The organism is Pseudomonas sp. WS 5532, assembly GCF_012985445.1.
In the GTDB taxonomy this organism is placed as follows: Bacteria; Pseudomonadota; Gammaproteobacteria; order Pseudomonadales; family Pseudomonadaceae; genus Aquipseudomonas; species Aquipseudomonas edaphica.
In genome coordinates this window covers 100,772-116,945 of the sequence record NZ_JAAQWK010000016.1, presented here as the reverse complement: position 1 = coordinate 116,945, position 16,174 = coordinate 100,772, and the positions used below count along the sequence as shown (strand labels likewise).

General features: G+C 60.3%; 13 protein-coding genes and 4 tRNA genes. 6 read left to right on the top strand and 11 right to left on the bottom strand.

The window, feature by feature from the left end; translation table 11 throughout:
- The first annotated feature begins 35 nt into the window (after positions 1–35).
- Complete coding sequence (locus tag HBO23_RS24215) at positions 36–1,538, top strand: MFS transporter (protein ID WP_170040007.1); 1,503 nt, start codon at positions 36–38, stop codon at positions 1,536–1,538.
- Positions 1,539–1,617: 79 nt separating this feature from the next.
- Here HBO23_RS24215 and HBO23_RS24210 read toward each other — a convergent pair.
- The 4 genes from HBO23_RS24210 to HBO23_RS24195 all read right to left on the bottom strand — a co-directional run bounded on the left by HBO23_RS24210 (position 1,618) and on the right by HBO23_RS24195 (position 2,334).
- Positions 1,618–1,694, bottom strand: a tRNA-Asp gene (locus tag HBO23_RS24210).
- Between the two features lie 19 nt (positions 1,695–1,713).
- A tRNA-Val gene (locus HBO23_RS24205) sits at positions 1,714–1,789 on the bottom strand.
- 373 nt (positions 1,790–2,162) lie between these two features.
- A tRNA-Asp gene (locus tag HBO23_RS24200) sits at positions 2,163–2,239 on the bottom strand.
- Positions 2,240–2,258: 19 nt separating this feature from the next.
- Positions 2,259–2,334 (bottom strand) — tRNA-Val (locus tag HBO23_RS24195).
- Positions 2,335–2,493: 159 nt separating this feature from the next.
- Here HBO23_RS24195 and rdgC point away from each other — a divergent pair.
- The 3 genes from rdgC to sugE all read left to right on the top strand — a co-directional run bounded on the left by rdgC (position 2,494) and on the right by sugE (position 5,009).
- Positions 2,494–3,414, top strand: coding sequence for a recombination-associated protein RdgC (gene rdgC / locus HBO23_RS24190; protein WP_003172886.1), 921 nt, complete (start codon positions 2,494–2,496; stop codon positions 3,412–3,414).
- Positions 3,415–3,622: 208 nt separating this feature from the next.
- The gene (locus tag HBO23_RS24185; RefSeq protein WP_099547867.1) at positions 3,623–4,582 is read left to right on the top strand and encodes a bile acid:sodium symporter family protein; all 960 of its coding nucleotides are present in this window, start codon (positions 3,623–3,625) and stop codon (positions 4,580–4,582) included.
- 112 nt (positions 4,583–4,694) lie between these two features.
- Positions 4,695–5,009, top strand: a complete 315-nt coding sequence (gene sugE, locus HBO23_RS24180) for a quaternary ammonium compound efflux SMR transporter SugE (RefSeq protein ID WP_099547866.1) — start codon at positions 4,695–4,697, stop codon at positions 5,007–5,009.
- 107 nt (positions 5,010–5,116) lie between these two features.
- On the opposite strand, the gene HBO23_RS24175 is transcribed toward sugE, so the two are convergent.
- From HBO23_RS24175 to HBO23_RS24165, 3 genes are all read right to left on the bottom strand, one after another.
- Complete coding sequence (locus HBO23_RS24175; RefSeq protein WP_170040005.1) at positions 5,117–6,991, bottom strand: MFS transporter; 1,875 nt, start codon at positions 6,989–6,991, stop codon at positions 5,117–5,119.
- Positions 6,992–7,056: 65 nt separating this feature from the next.
- Positions 7,057–8,235 (bottom strand): TDT family transporter, encoded by a 1,179-nt coding sequence (locus HBO23_RS24170; RefSeq protein ID WP_170040003.1) that lies wholly within the window; start codon positions 8,233–8,235, stop codon positions 7,057–7,059.
- Positions 8,236–8,344: 109 nt separating this feature from the next.
- Positions 8,345–9,535 carry an MFS transporter gene (locus tag HBO23_RS24165; protein WP_017136392.1) on the bottom strand — a complete coding sequence of 397 codons (1,191 nt, stop codon included), beginning with the start codon at positions 9,533–9,535 and terminating at the stop codon, positions 8,345–8,347.
- Between the two features lie 91 nt (positions 9,536–9,626).
- Here HBO23_RS24165 and HBO23_RS24160 point away from each other — a divergent pair, with 91 nt between their 5' ends.
- On the top strand, positions 9,627–10,166 hold the full coding sequence (locus HBO23_RS24160) for a TetR/AcrR family transcriptional regulator (RefSeq protein WP_099547863.1): 540 nt from the start codon (positions 9,627–9,629) through the stop codon (positions 10,164–10,166).
- A 175-nt stretch (positions 10,167–10,341) separates the two neighbouring features.
- Here the strand turns inward: HBO23_RS24160 and HBO23_RS24155 are convergent, their stop codons facing one another.
- From HBO23_RS24155 to HBO23_RS24140, 4 genes are all read right to left on the bottom strand, one after another.
- Positions 10,342–11,121 carry an ABC transporter permease gene (locus tag HBO23_RS24155; protein ID WP_017136394.1) on the bottom strand — a complete coding sequence of 260 codons (780 nt, stop codon included), beginning with the start codon at positions 11,119–11,121 and terminating at the stop codon, positions 10,342–10,344.
- Complete coding sequence (locus HBO23_RS24150) at positions 11,118–12,050, bottom strand: ABC transporter ATP-binding protein (protein WP_017136395.1); 933 nt, start codon at positions 12,048–12,050, stop codon at positions 11,118–11,120. Before HBO23_RS24150 ends, HBO23_RS24155 begins: the two co-directional genes overlap by 4 nt.
- A gap of 134 nt (positions 12,051–12,184) precedes the next feature.
- Positions 12,185–12,802, bottom strand: a complete 618-nt coding sequence (locus HBO23_RS24145; protein ID WP_170040001.1) for a glutathione S-transferase — start codon at positions 12,800–12,802, stop codon at positions 12,185–12,187.
- 56 nt (positions 12,803–12,858) lie between these two features.
- Positions 12,859–13,530: a transglutaminase family protein gene (locus tag HBO23_RS24140; protein ID WP_138453680.1), complete on the bottom strand. Its 672-nt coding sequence runs from the start codon at positions 13,528–13,530 to the stop codon at positions 12,859–12,861.
- Between the two features lie 178 nt (positions 13,531–13,708).
- Here HBO23_RS24140 and HBO23_RS24135 point away from each other — a divergent pair, with 178 nt between their 5' ends.
- Entirely contained in the window at positions 13,709–16,156 is a 2,448-nt protein-coding gene (locus HBO23_RS24135) for an acyl-CoA dehydrogenase (protein WP_170039999.1), read from the top strand.
- The last annotated feature ends 18 nt before the right edge of the window (positions 16,157–16,174 follow it).

Here is a 16,174-nt window from a genome sequence, read left to right as displayed (position 1 = left end):
AGTCTTTATCTTTACAGGTCCACAGGAATCTCCCGATGAACACAGCCGACTCCGCCCATGGCCGCTATGCCATTCTTGCCGCGATCTGCCTGGCGGCTCTGGTGTTGCCCATGAGCTTTACCGGTGGCGCCGTAGCGACGCCCTTTATCGGCCACGCATTTGCTGCGCACCCCACACAGTTGGCGTGGATCACCAACGCGTTCATGCTTAGTTTCGGCAGCCTGCTGATGGCCGCCGGCACCCTTGCCGATCGGTATGGTCGCAAGCGTTTGTTCCTGTGGGGCATGGCGCTGTTTACAGGTGTCTCGCTGCTGCTGACCGTGGCACCGGGCATGCTCTGGCTGGATGTACTGCGCGGTGTTCAAGGTGTTGCGGCAGCTACCGCATTGGCCAGCGGCTGCGCAGCGTTGGCGCAGGAGTTCGATGGCCATGCCAGGACACGCGCCTTCAGCTTGCTGGGCACCACCTTTGGCGCGGGCCTGGCTTTCGGGCCGCTGCTGTCTGGGTGGCTGATTGAACTGTGGGGCTGGCGTGCGATTTTCTTCACCACCGCATTGCTGGCGGGCCTGTCGTTGCTGTTCGCCGCACCCACAATGCGAGAGAGCCGCGACCCGCAAGCGCTGCAGTTGGACCTGCCTGGCGTACTGACGTTTTCGGCAATGCTGGTGAGCTTGACCACGGCGATCATTCTCGCGCCGCAGTTGGGTTGGGCTTCGGTGACGACCGGTTGCCTGCTTGCGGCGGCTGCGGCTTTCTTGCTGGTGTTTATCCTGGTTGAACAGCGTGCGAGCCAACCGATGCTGGATCTGCGCCTGTTTCGCTTTGCGCGTTTTATCGGCGTGCAATTGTTGCCGATTGGCACCTGCTACTGCTACATCGTGCTGGTGGTGTTGCTGCCGCTGCGGTTTATTGGGGTCGAAGGCGCCAGCGCGTCAGAGGCGGGCTTGATGATGCTGGCGCTGTCTGCGCCGATGCTGGTGGTGCCGTTACTGGCCGCAACGCTGACACGCTGGCTGTCGGCGGGGCTGTTGTGTGGCCTTGGCCTGTTGATCGCGGCGTCGGGGTTGTATGGGCTGAGCCTGGCCCAGCCCGGCCAGCCATTGCCGACTGTCGTGGCAATGTTGGTGATCGGGATAGGTACGGGCTTGCCGTGGGGTTTGATGGATGGCCTGGCGATCAGCGTGGTGCCCACAGAGCGTGCGGGCATGGCCGCGGGCATTTTCAATACGACCCGGGTTGCCAGTGAAGGTGTGGCGCTGGCCATCACCGTGGCTGTGTTGAGTGCGCTGGTTGCCCATCATCTGCCCGCAGACAGTTCGCAGGACATTGCTGGGGTTGCCCAGCAGTTGGTCATGGGCGACACCCGTGCAAACCTCCCGCTGGAATTGCTGCGCACGGCCTACCTCGCGGGCTTCAATACGTTGCTGCAATGGCTGGCCGGGCTCACCCTGTTTACGGCGGTGGTGGTGTTTGTGTTTCTGAGCCGACGTGAGATTGCACCCGCGCCTGTGGCGCTCGCCGCCGAAGCGCAAAGCTGAATCGCAGGCAAAAAAAAGCCCGCTCAATGAGCGGGCTTCTTGTGGTGACCTGGCGTTCAGTGTTCCAGGTTACCGAATATGGCGCAGCGGACGGGACTCGAACCCGCGACCCCCGGCGTGACAGGCCGGTATTCTAACCGACTGAACTACCGCTGCGCGTAACACTTGAAACGAATGGTGGGTGATGACGGGATCGAACCGCCGACATTCTGCTTGTAAGGCAGACGCTCTCCCAGCTGAGCTAATCACCCTTCGCTTCGGTGTGGGCGGCATAATACACCAAAAATCTGCAATGTCTTGATTTAAATGCAATTTATTTAAAATAATTTCTCTGGTGCCCTCCGCGCCCCTGAAAACGGGGCCTCAAGCCCCAAATGTGAGTCTATTGCGTTTATACGTTGCTTGGCGGCACTGTTAAAAACCATTATCAATGACACCTGAGCCGCGCAACGTGATGGTGACAACGCGTTGGGATTTCTGATCAGCCCATAAAAAAACGCCGCCAATCATCGGAAATGATCGGCGGCGTTTTTTTGGTTTTACAAACCCCGGACAGCAAAAAGCCCGCTCAATGAGCGGGCTTTCTGTGGTGACCTGGCGTTCAGTGTTCCAGGTTACCGAATATGGCGCAGCGGACGGGACTCGAACCCGCGACCCCCGGCGTGACAGGCCGGTATTCTAACCGACTGAACTACCGCTGCGCGTAACACTTGAAACGAATGGTGGGTGATGACGGGATCGAACCGCCGACATTCTGCTTGTAAGGCAGACGCTCTCCCAGCTGAGCTAATCACCCTTCGCTTCGGTGTGGCGCGCATTCTACGGAGCGACCTTAAGTCTGGCAAGCACTTTCTTAAATCTTTTTTTTCAGCCCTTCCAATGGCTTAGGCAGGGTTGGCCTCAGCCCGGATCAAGAGAATAATGCCCCCCTTTGTATAAAGGAGAGACTCACCCCATGTGGTTCAAGAACCTGCTTATCTATCGCCTGACCCAAGATCTGCCTGTTGATGCCGAGGCGTTGGAAGCGGCCATGGCCACCAAACTGGCGCGCCCGTGTGCAAGCCAGGAGTTGACCACTTACGGTTTCGTCGCACCTTTTGGTAAAGGTGAAGACGCTCCCCTGGTGCATGTCAGCGGTGACTTCCTGCTGATCGCTGCACGCAAGGAAGAACGCATCCTGCCGGGTAGCGTGGTGCGTGACGCGCTTAAAGAGAAAGTCGAAGAGATCGAGGCCGAGCAAATGCGCAAGGTCTATAAGAAGGAACGCGACCAGATCAAGGATGAAATCATCCAGGCCTTCCTGCCGCGCGCCTTTATCCGTCGCTCGTCGACTTTCGCCGCCATTGCGCCGAAACAGGGCCTGATCCTGGTCAACTCGGCGAGCCCGAAACGCGCCGAAGACCTGCTGTCGACCCTGCGCGAAGTAATCGGCACCCTGCCGGTACGCCCGCTGACGGTTAAAACCGCACCAACGGCGATCATGACCGACTGGGTCACCACGCAGAAGCCGGCCGATGACTTCTTCGTCCTCGACGAATGCGAACTGCGCGACACCCACGAAGACGGCGGCATCGTGCGCTGCAAGCGCCAGGACCTGACCGGCGAAGAGATCCAACTGCACCTGACTACCGGCAAAGTCGTGACGCAATTGTCCCTGGCCTGGCAGGACAAGTTGTCCTTCATGCTCGACGACAAAATGACCGTCAAGCGCCTGAAGTTCGAAGACCTGCTGCAAGACCAGGCTGAACAGGACGGCGGCGACGAGGCATTGGGCCAGCTGGATGCCAGCTTTACCCTGATGATGCTGACGTTTGGTGAGTTCCTGCCGGCGTTGGTTGAGGCACTGGGCGGCGAAGAAACCCCGCAGGGCATCTAAGCCATGTGAAGATCAAAATGTGGGAGCTGGCTTGTGTGGGAGCTGGCTTGCCTGCGATAGCATCAACTCGATCCAGCTGAAGACCGAGGTGCCTGCATCGCGGGCAAGCCCGGCTCCCACACAAGCCAGTCCTCACACAAACATCTCCCACACAAGCCCCACATTGATTGCAGTTACATCCTCGAACTCTAATAACAAGGACTTCCCCATGCGCGCACTCGCCGCCTTGAGCCGCTTCGTTGGCAATACCTTCGCCTACTGGGTGTTGATTTTCGCGGTGCTCGCCTTCCTTGAGCCCGGCTGGTTCATTGGCCTCAAAGGCGCCATCGTGCCGCTGCTGGGCCTGGTGATGTTCGGCATGGGGCTGACCTTGAAACTGGAAGACTTCGCCGAAGTCGCCCGCCATCCCTGGCGCGTGGCCCTCGGCGTGGTTGCGCATTTTGTGATCATGCCGGGCGTGGCCTGGCTGCTGTGCCAGGCGTTCCACCTGCCGCCGGAAATCGCCGTCGGCGTGATCCTGGTCGGGTGCTGCCCAAGCGGCACGTCGTCCAACGTCATGACCTGGCTGGCCCGGGGCGACCTCGCGCTGTCGGTAGCCATCGCCGCCGTCACCACCCTCCTCGCCCCGCTGCTGACGCCCGCATTGATCTGGCTGCTGGCCTCGGCCTGGCTGCCGGTGTCATTCATGGAGCTGTTCTGGTCGATCCTGCAAGTGGTATTGCTGCCGATCGTGCTGGGCGTGGTGGCGCAACGCGTGCTGGGCGACCGGGTGCGCCATGCCGTGGAGGTATTGCCGCTGGTCTCAGTGGTAAGCATCGTAATCATCGTCGCTGCAGTCGTTGCAGCGAGCCAGGCGAAGATCGCCGAGTCCGGCCTGTTGATCATGGCCGTGGTGATGCTGCACAACAGCTTCGGTTATCTGCTCGGTTACTTCACCGGCCGCCTGTTCAAACTGCCGTTGGCGCAGCGTAAATCCCTGGCGCTGGAAGTGGGCATGCAGAACTCCGGGCTGGGCGCCGCGCTGGCCAGTGCGCACTTTTCGCCCTTGGCGGCGGTGCCGAGCGCGCTGTTCAGCGTGTGGCACAATATTTCCGGGGCATTGCTGTCGACTTACTTTCGCAGAATGAGCGAAAAAGAGGACCGCCGCGCCCTGGAGAGCGCGCCGTAAACTTGATCACCTGATCAATTTTCGGCAAGCTACCGGGCTTCGCGGGGACGACCTCGCGACGCTCTCAAGCGCTTAATCCGGGGACGACCCCAGCTATAGAGGGGAGATCAACATGTCCTGGATCATTCTGTTTTTTGCCGGGCTGTTTGAGGTCGGCTGGGCGGTCGGCCTGAAGTACACCGACGGTTTCAGCAAGCCGCTGCCGACAGCACTGACGATCGCCGCCATGGCCATCAGCCTCGGCCTGCTGGGCCTGGCCATGAAGGAGCTGCCGCTGGGCACCGCCTATGCCATCTGGACCGGTGTGGGTGCGGTAGGCACGGTGATCGCCGGGATTATCCTGTTTGGGGAGTCCATGGCGATGTTCAGGTTGGCGAGTGTGGCGTTGATCATTTGCGGGCTGGTTGGGCTCAAGATCAGCGCCTGAGCCACTACCGCTATCGCAGGCAAGCCAGCTCCCACATTGGACGGTGTTCAGCGTTCAAATGTGGGAGCTGGCTTGCCTGCGATGAGGCCCTTACAGCCAGCAAATAACTACCTGACACTCCCGCGCAACACCCTTACCCGCGCCTGCAACTGCTCAGGCGTCGCGGCCTCCACCGCAACCGGCTCACCCGCCACCAACACCACCCGCGACCAGATCCGATGAAAGATGCCCTTGTTCGGATCGCGACTGAAAAAGCTCCCCCACAACCCCTGCAACGCCATCGGAATCACCGGCACCGGGGTCTGCTCCAGAATCCGCGTCAACCCGCTACGGAACTCATTGATCTCGCCATCGGCGGTCAGCTTGCCTTCCGGGAAGATGCACACCAACTCCCCTTCCTTCAGGTACTGGGCAATTCGCATGAAGGCCTTTTCGTAGATCTGGATATCCTCATGGCGCCCGGCAATCGGAATCGCCCCGGCCGTGCGGAAGATAAAATTCAGCACCGGCAAACGGTAGATCTTGTAGTACATCACAAAGCGAATCGGCCGACGTACCGCGCCGCCAATCAACAGTGCATCGACAAACGACACGTGGTTGCACACCAGCAGCGCCGCGCCTTCATCCGGAATCAGCTCAAGGTTGCGATGCTCCACGCGGTACATGGAATGGCTGAGCAGCCAGATCATGAAGCGCATGGTGAACTCGGGGACGATTTTGAAGATGTAAGTGTTGACCGCAATGTTGAGCAGCGACACCACCAGGAACAACTCGGGGATCGACAGCTTGGCCACGCTCAGCAGCAGGATCGAAACGATGGCCGAAACCACCATGAACAACGCATTGAGAATATTGTTGGCCGCAATGACCCGCGCGCGCTCGTTCTCGGCCGTGCGCGACTGGATCAGCGCGTAGAGCGGCACGATATAGAAGCCACCGAACACACCCAGGCCAAGGATATCGAACAACACCCACCACGCCTGACCGTAGCTGAGTACCGCCAGCCAGCTATGTTCCTGGGCCGATTGCGGAAAGCCGCCCGAGTGCCACCACAGCAGCAGGCCGAAGACCGTCAGGCCAAACGAGCCAAACGGCACCAGGCCGATCTCGACCTTACGGCCCGAGAGCTTTTCGCAGAGCATCGAGCCAACGGCGATGCCCACCGAAAACACCGTAAGGATCAGCGTCACCACAGTTTCGTCGCCGTACAACCATTCCTTGGCGTAGGCCGGGATTTGCGTCAGGTAGATCGCACCGACAAACCAGAACCACGAGTTGCCGACAATCGAGCGCGACACTGCCGGCGTCTGCCCCAGGCCCAGGCGCAAGGTGGCCCAGGATTCGCTGAAGATATTCCAGTTCAGGCGCAGCTCGGGCGTGGACGCCGCCGCCCGCGGAATGCTGCGGCTGGCCAGGTAGCCGAGCACTGCCACGCCGACAATCGTCACCGCCACCAGTGGCGCGTAATGGGTTGAAGACATGATGATCCCGGCGCCAATGGTGCCGGCCAGAATGGCCAGAAACGTGCCCATTTCCACCAGTCCGTTGCCGCCCACCAGCTCATCGTCGTGCAACGCCTGGGGCATGATCGAGTACTTCACCGGGCCGAACAACGCCGAATGCGTACCCATGGCAAACAGCGCCAGCAGCATCAGTTCCAGGTGGTTGAACAGAAAGCCCGTGGCGCCCACGGCCATGATCACAATCTCGCCGATCTTGATCGCGCGGATCAGCGCGTCCTTGTTGAATTTCTCGCCAAACTGCCCGGCCAGCGCCGAGAACAGGAAGAACGGCAGGATAAACAACAAGGCGCACAGGTTGACCCAGATGGAGCGGTCGCCCTCGATGGTGAGCTTGTAGAGAATCGCCAGGATCAGCGATTGCTTGAAGATGTTGTCGTTGAATGCGCCCAGTAACTGGGTGATGAAAAACGGCAGAAAGCGCCGTGTGCGCAGCAAGGTGAATTGTGAGGGGTGGCTCATCGTCCGTGTTCCTGCGTGGCCTGAAGGCGTGTAGTTTCTCAGGCCACGACTTTACCTAATCGCGCTTACTTATTCGCTAGTCCTGCAATGCATGGCGAAACAAAAAGCTCACCTTTATAGGCGCCCTGCACGGTGCGCTTGGCCACGATCAGCCACATCAGCGCCAATGCCAGCACCAGCACGCTGCCAAAGATGCTGAAAAAGCTCAGGTGCAGCAGACTCGCCAGCTTCAGCGTGGCTAACGCGTAAACCCCCAGCGGGAAGGTAAACCCCCACCAGCCGAGGTTGAACGGAATGCCGGCGCGCAGGTAACGCAGGGTGATCAGCACCGCGATCAACATCCACCACAAACCGAAGCCCCACAAGGTGATGCCGGCCACCACGCCCAGGCCATTGGCCATTTCACCCACACCCGGCAACCCATTGGCGGCGAAAATCGCCGGTGCGTCACCGCCCAACAGCAACATGCCCAGCGCACCAGTGCCGATGGGGCCAAGGGCCAGCCAGCTCGATGCGGCCATATTGGCAGGCGGCAGTTTATGCAGGGCCATGCGCAACATCAGGATGGTCAGGATGCTGAACGCCACCGGCAGGGAAAACGCCCACAGCACGTAGCTGGTCACCAGCATCACCAGTTGCGCATGGGCGTCGGCCAAGTGCGGCGCCAGCAAGCCACCGCTGGCGGCAGCGACTTCGGCGGCAACCACCGGCAACAGCCAGACGGCGGTCATCTGGTCGATGCTGTGTTCCTGGCGGGTGAACATCATGAACGGGATCAACACACCACAGGCCAGGGCCATCGCCACGTCCAGCCACCATAAGGCTTCAGCCAGCGGGATCACCTCACTGCCCCAGCGCGGCAGGCCGAACAGCAGCAGGCCATTGAGAATGGTGGCCAGGCCCATGGGAATGGTGCCGAAGAACATCGACACCGTGGAGTGCCCGAAGATGCGTCGCGCTTCGTGGAAGAACATCACCCAACGCGCCGCGTACAACAGGCTGAACAGCACAAACAGGCCAATGGTGAACAGCCACAGCCCTTCGGCAATGGCGTGCAAACCTGGCAGGTTGAACGGCAGTTGAGCCAAGGCCAGGGCCAGCACGCCGGTACCCATGGTCGCGGCGAACCAGTTGGGGGTGAACTGGCGAATCACTTCCCGTGGGCGGGTCAGGTGGCTCAAGGGCTTATAGCTTGGGGTTTTGCAGCCTGAGGGCGTGCAACTGGGAGTCGTCGTGCAGGTCATGATGGCAATCCTCTTCCTCGTATGAGGTTGAAGCCATCATAGAACCTGAACGAATATCTATATAACGGGTAATATCTCTATAAGTTATCTACTTTACCAATATACAGCATCACTCTACTGCCGCCTTGGCCCGCACCGAGTTCTGCAGCATTAAACCGACCAAGGCACTCAGGGCCAGCAGTATCAGCGCCGCACCATAACCTTCAGTCGTGACGATAAGGCCGTAAACCTGGCACAAGTAACCCGCCAACAGCGCTGGCAGGCAAAACGCCAAGTAGCTCAAGACATAGAACGCCGACATCAAACCGGCCCGCTCATGGGGCAACGCCAGTCCGACAATGCTGCGCACACTGCCCATGAAGCCGCCGCCAAAACCAAAACCTGCAATCACACTGGCGACAAAGAACAGCCACAAAATACCCATGTGGACGGCCACCAGCAGCAACGCGACGCCCACGGCCAACAGCCCCGCCGACAGCCGCATGATTTTATCGGCCGGGCGCTCGCGCACGCTGTAGATCATCACCGCGCCACTCAAGGTCACGACCGCCACCAGGCCGCCACCGATCAGGTGCGAAGTGGAACCGGTGGCAGCCTTGATCAGCGACGGCGCCAGGGATGAGAAGAACCCGCCCAGCGCCCACACCGCCACATTCAGCGGCATCACCAACCATAAAGCCCGGCGCGCTTGCTGCGGCACATGCAGGGTCGGCGCCAGCGACTTCAGGGCCCCCGGAATACGACTGACGGTTTCCGCCAGGCGCCACACATACACAGCCTGCAACACCATCAACCCCAACAGCGTGAAGTAAATCAATTGGGTAGGACGCGGCGCGAACTCCACCAGTAGGCCACTGCCCAGCCCGCCACTGGCCATGCCCAACAGCGGCGCCAGGCTATTGAGCATCGGGCCGCGCTGGCGGTCGGTGTCGAGCAAGGTCGCACTCAGCACCGCCGTGGCCATGCCGGTGGCGAAACCTTGCAGCGCGCGGGCGGCAATCAGATGCGCGGTGCTGTCGGCGTTGATAAACAGCAGCATCGCCGCAATATTGAGCAGCAATGCGACAAAAATCACCGGCTTGCGCCCCAGGTGATCCGACAGTGAACCCACGGTCAGCAACGCTGCCAACAGGCTGACGGCGTATACGCCGAAAATCACCGTGAGCATTGTCGCGGAGAAATGCAGGTTTTCCTGATACACCTGATACAGCGGCGTCGGCGCGCTGGACGCGGCGAGGAAGGTCAACACCGTGATGACCAGGAACGCCAGGCTGGACCGTTGCGAAATAACGCGAGACATGGGCACACTCCACTAAAGCTAATACTTTGCTTTTGCGCAGTGTGCTACCGGCGCGCGCTTAAAGCAAATTCTTTGTGTTAAGGTTTTACGCATGGCGATAAAAGAAGGCCTTCGCCCGGGAGGCCGCAGTGCCCGGGTCCAAGAATCGGTGCATTCGGCAGTGCGTGAGCTGTTGGAAGCCCATGAGCGCTCCAGCGTTACCGTACCGATGATTGCGACGCGCGCAGGCGTCACGCCCTCGACCATTTACCGGCGCTGGGGCGACTTATCCGTGCTGTTGGCTGATGTGGCCCTGGCCCGCATGCGCCCCGACTGTGAGCCGGCGAATACCGGCAGCCTGCGCGGTGATCTGCGGGCCTGGGCCGAGCAATACCTGGATGAAATGAGCTCCGAGCCAGGGCGCAACATGATGCGTGACCTGCAGAGCATGATCACACCGGGTTATTGCGTGAGCATTCTGAGTGGGCAGCTTCAGACGATTATCGATCGCTACCCACAGAGTACGCCGCCGAGCGTGGACCATTTAATCAACCTGCTGGCGGCGCCGACGGTGTTTCGCATTTTGTTCTCGACCGAACCACTGACGGTGCAAGAGCTGCACGGACTGATCGAGCTGGCACTTAAAGGTTAAACCTCTGCACAAAACCAAAGGTGGGAGCTGGCTTGCCTGCGATGGCGGTCTGTCAGTTAAACAATGGCTGCCTGACCCATCGCTATCGCAGGCAAGCCAGCTCCCACATTGACCCTGCCTGCAGTCAATAAAAAACGGCCTCACTTGGAGGCCGTTTTTTATTGCAGCTAACGGCTTAGGTACGCATCCCGCGCCCACTCACCAGCAACCGCGCACAGCCGACATACAGCACCACGGTCGCCACCAGCATAAAGGTGATCGCCACGCTGATCTTGATATCCGACACGCCCAGGATGCCGTAGCGGAAGGCGTTGACCATATGCAACACCGGGTTGGCCAGCGACACGGTCTGCCAGAACGGCGGCAGCAAGGTAATGGAGTAGAACACCCCGCCCAGGTAGGTCAGCGGCGTCAGCACGAACGTCGGGATGATCGAAATATCATCGAAGTTGCGGGCAAACACGGCGTTGATGAACCCCAGCAGCGAGAAGATCGTCGCCGTCAGTACCACCACCAGCAGGGTGACCCCAAGGTGATGCACTTGCAGATGGGTGAAGAACAGCGACAGCAAGGTCACGATCACCCCGACCATCAAGCCGCGCAGCACGCCACCCAGGGTGTAGCCGATCAGGATGGTGTGCGGCGACACCGGCGAGACCATCAGTTCTTCGATGGAGCGCTGGAACTTGCTGCCGAAAAAGCTCGAGACCACGTTGCCGTAGGAGTTGGTGATCACCGACATCATGATCAGGCCCGGCACGATGTACTCCATGTAGGTGAAGCCACCCATGTCGCCGATCTGGCGGCCGATGAGGTTACCGAAGATCACGAAGTACAAGACCATGGTGATCGCCGGCGGCAGCAGGGTCTGCGGCCAGATCCGGGTAAAGCGCTTCACTTCGCGGTAAACGATGGTCTGCAGTGCGACGAGGTTGGGTTGCAGTTCGGAACTCATACCGCCACCTTCGCCAGATTTTTCTCCACCAGGGACACGAACAACTCCTCAAGGCGATTGGTTTTGTTACGCAGGCTCAGCACTTCGATGCTCTGGGCCGCCAACTGGGTGAACAACGCGGTGATGCCCATGGCTTTGTCCACCTGCACTTCCAGGGTGTGGTCATCGACCAGGCGGCTTGGGTAGCCGAGCAGTTGCGGCGCCACCGACAGGTTGTTTTTCAGGTCCAGCAGGAAGGTTTCCACATGCAACTGGCCCAGCAGGTTGCGCATGCTGGTGTTCTCGACAATGGTGCCGTGGTCGATGATGCCGATGTTGCGGCACAGCTGCTCAGCCTCTTCCAGGTAATGGGTGGTGAGGATGATGGTGATGCCCTTCTCGTTCAGCTCGGTGAGGAAGGTCCACATCGAACGGCGCAGCTCGATATCCACACCGGCGGTCGGCTCATCGAGGATCAACAGGCGCGGTTCATGCACCAGCGCGCGAGCGATCATCAGGCGGCGCTTCATACCGCCGGACAGCGAACGCGAAGGCACGTCGCGCTTGTCCCACAGGCCCAACTGAGTCAGGTACTGCTCGGCGCGTTCCTTGGCGATTTTCGCCGGGATGCCGTAATAGCCGGCCTGGGTCACGACGATGTCGAAGGTCTTTTCAAACTGGTTGAAGTTGAATTCCTGGGGCACTACGCCGATGGAGCGCTTGAGCGCCGCCGGGGATTTGTCCAGGTCATGGCCAAAGATATTCACCGAGCCACTGGTTTTGTTGACCAGGGTCGAGAGGATGCCGATGGTGGTGGATTTGCCGGCACCGTTGGGGCCGAGCAAGGCGAAGAAGTCACCTTCGGCAACGTCCAGATCGATACCACTCAGGGCCTGGAAACCGTTGCCGTAGGTTTTGGTTAGCTGCCGGATGGACAGAGCGGAACTCATATCGGATTACGCACCAGAGAAGGGAATAGAAAGAGTAGATGAGCGCGCAGCGCATGTAGTTCAACGGCGGCGCATGACAAGCATGGTGCTTGCCCGCGCCGCACAAGTACAGTCACCTGTATTAATAGTCAGTATTAAGTCAACGCGGTCATCACGGCCTTGCGGTAGGCCGGGCGATCTTTGAGGCGCTGGTACCAGGCCTCTAGATGGGGCATTGCCGGGCGCTCGATGGGCATCTCGAACCAGGCGTAGGCAAAGCAGCCCAAGGGGATATCGCCCATGCCGAAATGCTCGCCGCTGAGGTAGGGTTGCTCGGCGAGGGCCTGGTCAACGGTGTTAAGCGCATCGATACAGGCTTGGCGCCCGGCATTGATGCTGTCCCAGTTCTGTTTTTCCGCCGGGGTACGCAGGATGCCCCAGAACACCGCCTTGAACGGATCGGCGAGCGTCGACGTGGTCCAGTCCATCCACTTCTCGGCGCTGGCCCGGGCTTGCAGGTCGTTCGGGTAAAAATCCGACGCGCTCTTGGCGCACAGATAACGCACGATGGTGTTGGATTCCCACAACACAAAGTCGCCGTCTTCGATCATCGGCACCCGGCCATTGGGGTTCAAGGCCCGGTATTGCGGCGTGTCGACCACACCAAAAGCCCCGCCCGCATCAATTGCCTCATAGTCCAGGCCGAGTTCCTCGGCGCACCACAGTGCCTTCCTGACGTTTGATGAATTTTTACGACCCCAGATTTTCAGCATGACCGCGCCTTATCGTTGATGAACATGGCTTGATGAACGCAGCAGCATACGCCGGTTCACCTGCGGCTTAAATCGCTGTGCATATCGCTGTGCATGTCCTTCAGCGAGATCGGCGTGTCGTCGGCAAACAGGTGCGGGTAACACTGCTGAATATGCGCGAAAAAAAACGCTTCGGGCACGTCGCTGAACTGGCCGTGGTCCAGCACATATTCCATCGAGCGCCGGCCCTGGCGGTTGAAGGCGTGGAACACGCTGTCGTTGACCCCATCGAACGCCAGCGGTGGCACGTCGAACAACTCGCACAGTTGACTGTTGAACGCCGGCGTGGCCTTGACCCAACGGCCGTGCAGGTACAACTCGGTATAGCCGTGCATGGCGAACACATCACTTTTGAGCAGCGCGAGCAGGCGCGGTGTCGATAAATGATTGCGCACGTCCGCCAGGCCAATGCGCGCCGGGATCCCGCAATGACGGGCACAGGCGGCCAATAAGGTGGCCTTGGGTACACAGTAGCTCTCGCCGGTGGCCAGGGCAAAGCTGGCACTGAGGGTATTTGGATCACGGCTGAAGGTGTACGGGTTGTAGCGAATCGCCTCACGCACGGCGTAGTAGAGACTGACCGCCTGGTCACTTAAATCCGGGCGGGTTCCGCGATGTTTTTCGGCGAACTCCACCACCGCAGGGTGGTCACTATCGATGAAGCGGCTGGGATTCAAGTACGTATCCATGAGCTTTATCTCCAAGGGAAGCCTTGAGTCTAACGACAGGCCTGCCGTGGAGATAACGACGATTCGGCCAAATGTCGGCGTGCGCCAGCACAACTCGTTACACCCTCGCCACCGCGCTTTTTCGGATGCCGACTAAGCTCCATGGTGGTTTCGCCCTTGGTTTCACGGAGGATTGAATATGCTGTTGTTGTGGATACTGGTTCTGGTGGTCGGCATTGCCTACCTGGCACACCGCCGCACCGCGCCCCTGCCCGCGCTGGGCGTGGTTGCCGTCTACCTGCTGGCGATGGGCGCCTGGAGCCATGCACCGGGTTGGCTGCTGGTCATCCTCTGGGTGCTGATCGCCGCCGTGGCCGTGCCCCTGTTGCTGCCCGACCTGCGCCGCCAATACTTCACCAAGCCGCTGTTCAGCTGGTTCCAGAAAGTCCTGCCGCCGATGTCCGAGACCGAGCGCGACGCCATCGACGCCGGCACCGTGTGGTGGGACGGCGAACTGTTCAGCGGTCGCCCCGATTGGGATAAATTGCTGGCCTACCCCAAGGCGCAACTGACTGAAGAAGAACAAGCGTTTATCGACGGCCCTACCGAAGAACTCTGCGCGATGGTCAGCGACTGGGAAATCGGCCAGGCCATGGACCTGCCGCCCGCTGCCTGGGAGCACATCAAGACCCACGGTTTCTTCGCCCTGATCATTCCCAAGGAATATGGCGGCAAGGGTTTCTCCGCCTATGCCCACTCCCAGGTCGCGATGAAACTCGCCACCCGCAGCGGCGACCTCGCCTCCACCGTGATGGTGCCTAACTCCCTCGGCCCGGCCGAGCTGCTGCTGCATTACGGCACCGACGAACAACGCAACCACTACCTGCCACGCCTGGCCCGTGGCGACGATATCCCCTGCTTCGCCCTCACCGGCCCACTGGCCGGCTCCGACGCCGGCGCCATGCCCGACACCGGCGTGATCTGCAAAGGTGAATGGGAAGGCAAGGAAACCCTCGGCCTGCGCCTGAACTGGGAAAAACGCTATATCACCCTCGGCCCGGTCGCGACCCTCCTCGGCCTGGCCTTCAAGGCCCATGACCCGGACCACTTGTTGGGTGAGGAAGAAGACCTGGGCATCAGCCTGGCGCTGATCCCCACCGACACGCCCGGCGTGGAAATCGGCCGTCGCCACCTGCCGTTGGGCGCCGCCTTTATGAACGGCCCCAACTCCGGCAAGGACGTGTTCATCCCCCTGGAATTCCTTATCGGTGGCCAGGAAATGCTCGGCAAGGGCTGGATGATGCTGATGAACTGCCTGTCGGTCGGCCGTTCGATCTCCCTGCCTGCGGTCGGTACCGGCGCGGCCAAGTTCACCAGTTTGGTGACCGGCCAATACGCTCAAGTGCGCGAGCAATTCAACGTGCCGCTGTCGGCCTTTGAAGGTATCCAGGAAGCCCTGGCGCGCATTGGCGGCAACGCCTGGCTGATGGACAGCGCGCGCATGCTCACCGCCAACGCGGTCGACCTGGGCGAAAAGCCTTCGGTGTTGTCGGCGATTCTCAAGTACCACCTCACCGAGCGCGGTCGCGAGTGCATCAGCCACGCCATGGATGTGCACGGCGGCAAGGGCATCATCATGGGGCCTAACAACTACCTGGGCCGCAACTGGCAAGGCGCGCCGATCTTCATCACAGTGGAAGGCGCGAACATCCTCTCGCGCAACCTGATGATCTTTGGCCAGGGCGCGATCCGCTGCCACCCGTTCGTGCTTAAGGAAATGGCCCTGGCCGGTCGTGAAGACCATGACCAGGCGCTCAAGGAATTTGACGGCCTGCTGATGCAACATATCGGATTTGCCGTGAGTAACGCCGCCAGCACGTTGGTGCTGAACCTCGGCATCGGGCACTTTGAAAAAGCCCCGGGCAACCGTTTGAGCCAGGGTTATTTCCGTGCATTGAACCGTCAGGCCGCAGCATTCGCCCTGCTCGCCGACTTGAGCATGATGTTGCTCGGCGGCGAGCTGAAACGCCGCGAACGCCTGTCGGCACGCCTGGGTGATGTGCTGAGCCATATGTACCTGGCCTCGGCCGCGCTCAAGCGATATCACGACCTGGATTCGCCGGATCACCTGGAGCCGCTGTTTGCCTGGGCCATGGAAGAAAGCCTCGGTGAGTCGGAGCGTGCCCTGGATGAGCTGCTGAGCAACTTCCCGAACAAGGTCCTCGGTTGCCTGCTGCGGGTGATCGTGTTCCCGTTCGGCCGTCGTCACACCGGGCCGTCCGATGCTTTGGACGCCGAAGTGGCTGCGGTGATTGGCCGTGCCAAAGGCGACCCGACCCTGGAAGAGTTGCTGGCGGGTTGCTATCGCCCGCAATCGGCAGAAGACCCGGTGGGTGCCCTGCAACATGCCTACGACCTGCTGGGTGCCAGCCACCCCTTGCAGAAAAAACTCCACACCGCGCTCAAAAGCGGCCAGGTCAAACCGGCCGCCGGCGAGCATGCCATCGACGCGGCGCTGCACGTGGGCGTATTGCAACCGGCCGAAGCGCAAACCCTGCGCGACGCCGAAGCCGCGCGCCGCAAGGTGATCGATGTGGATGATTTCAGCAAGGAAGAGCTGACCCAGGCTGAGGGTAAAGTGCGCTGACCGCTCACACCCTATAAA

What these genes read in the sequence shown, in the direction of transcription:
- rdgC (WP_003172886.1), top strand. Translation starts at nt 2,494, where the DNA reads ATGTGGTTCAAGAACCTGCTTATCTATCGCCTGACCCAAGATCTGCCT.
- HBO23_RS24140 (WP_138453680.1), bottom strand. Translation starts at nt 13,530, where the DNA reads ATGGATACGTACTTGAATCCCAGCCGCTTCATCGATAGTGACCACCCT.
- HBO23_RS24185 (WP_099547867.1), top strand. Translation starts at nt 3,623, where the DNA reads ATGCGCGCACTCGCCGCCTTGAGCCGCTTCGTTGGCAATACCTTCGCC.
- HBO23_RS24215 (WP_170040007.1), top strand. Translation starts at nt 36, where the DNA reads ATGAACACAGCCGACTCCGCCCATGGCCGCTATGCCATTCTTGCCGCG.
- HBO23_RS24170 (WP_170040003.1), bottom strand. Translation starts at nt 8,235, where the DNA reads ATGACCTGCACGACGACTCCCAGTTGCACGCCCTCAGGCTGCAAAACC.
- HBO23_RS24165 (WP_017136392.1), bottom strand. Translation starts at nt 9,535, where the DNA reads ATGTCTCGCGTTATTTCGCAACGGTCCAGCCTGGCGTTCCTGGTCATC.
- HBO23_RS24155 (WP_017136394.1), bottom strand. Translation starts at nt 11,121, where the DNA reads ATGAGTTCCGAACTGCAACCCAACCTCGTCGCACTGCAGACCATCGTT.
- HBO23_RS24145 (WP_170040001.1), bottom strand. Translation starts at nt 12,802, where the DNA reads ATGCTGAAAATCTGGGGTCGTAAAAATTCATCAAACGTCAGGAAGGCA.
- sugE (WP_099547866.1), top strand. Translation starts at nt 4,695, where the DNA reads ATGTCCTGGATCATTCTGTTTTTTGCCGGGCTGTTTGAGGTCGGCTGG.
- HBO23_RS24135 (WP_170039999.1), top strand. Translation starts at nt 13,709, where the DNA reads ATGCTGTTGTTGTGGATACTGGTTCTGGTGGTCGGCATTGCCTACCTG.
- HBO23_RS24150 (WP_017136395.1), bottom strand. Translation starts at nt 12,050, where the DNA reads ATGAGTTCCGCTCTGTCCATCCGGCAGCTAACCAAAACCTACGGCAAC.
- HBO23_RS24160 (WP_099547863.1), top strand. Translation starts at nt 9,627, where the DNA reads ATGGCGATAAAAGAAGGCCTTCGCCCGGGAGGCCGCAGTGCCCGGGTC.
- HBO23_RS24175 (WP_170040005.1), bottom strand. Translation starts at nt 6,991, where the DNA reads ATGAGCCACCCCTCACAATTCACCTTGCTGCGCACACGGCGCTTTCTG.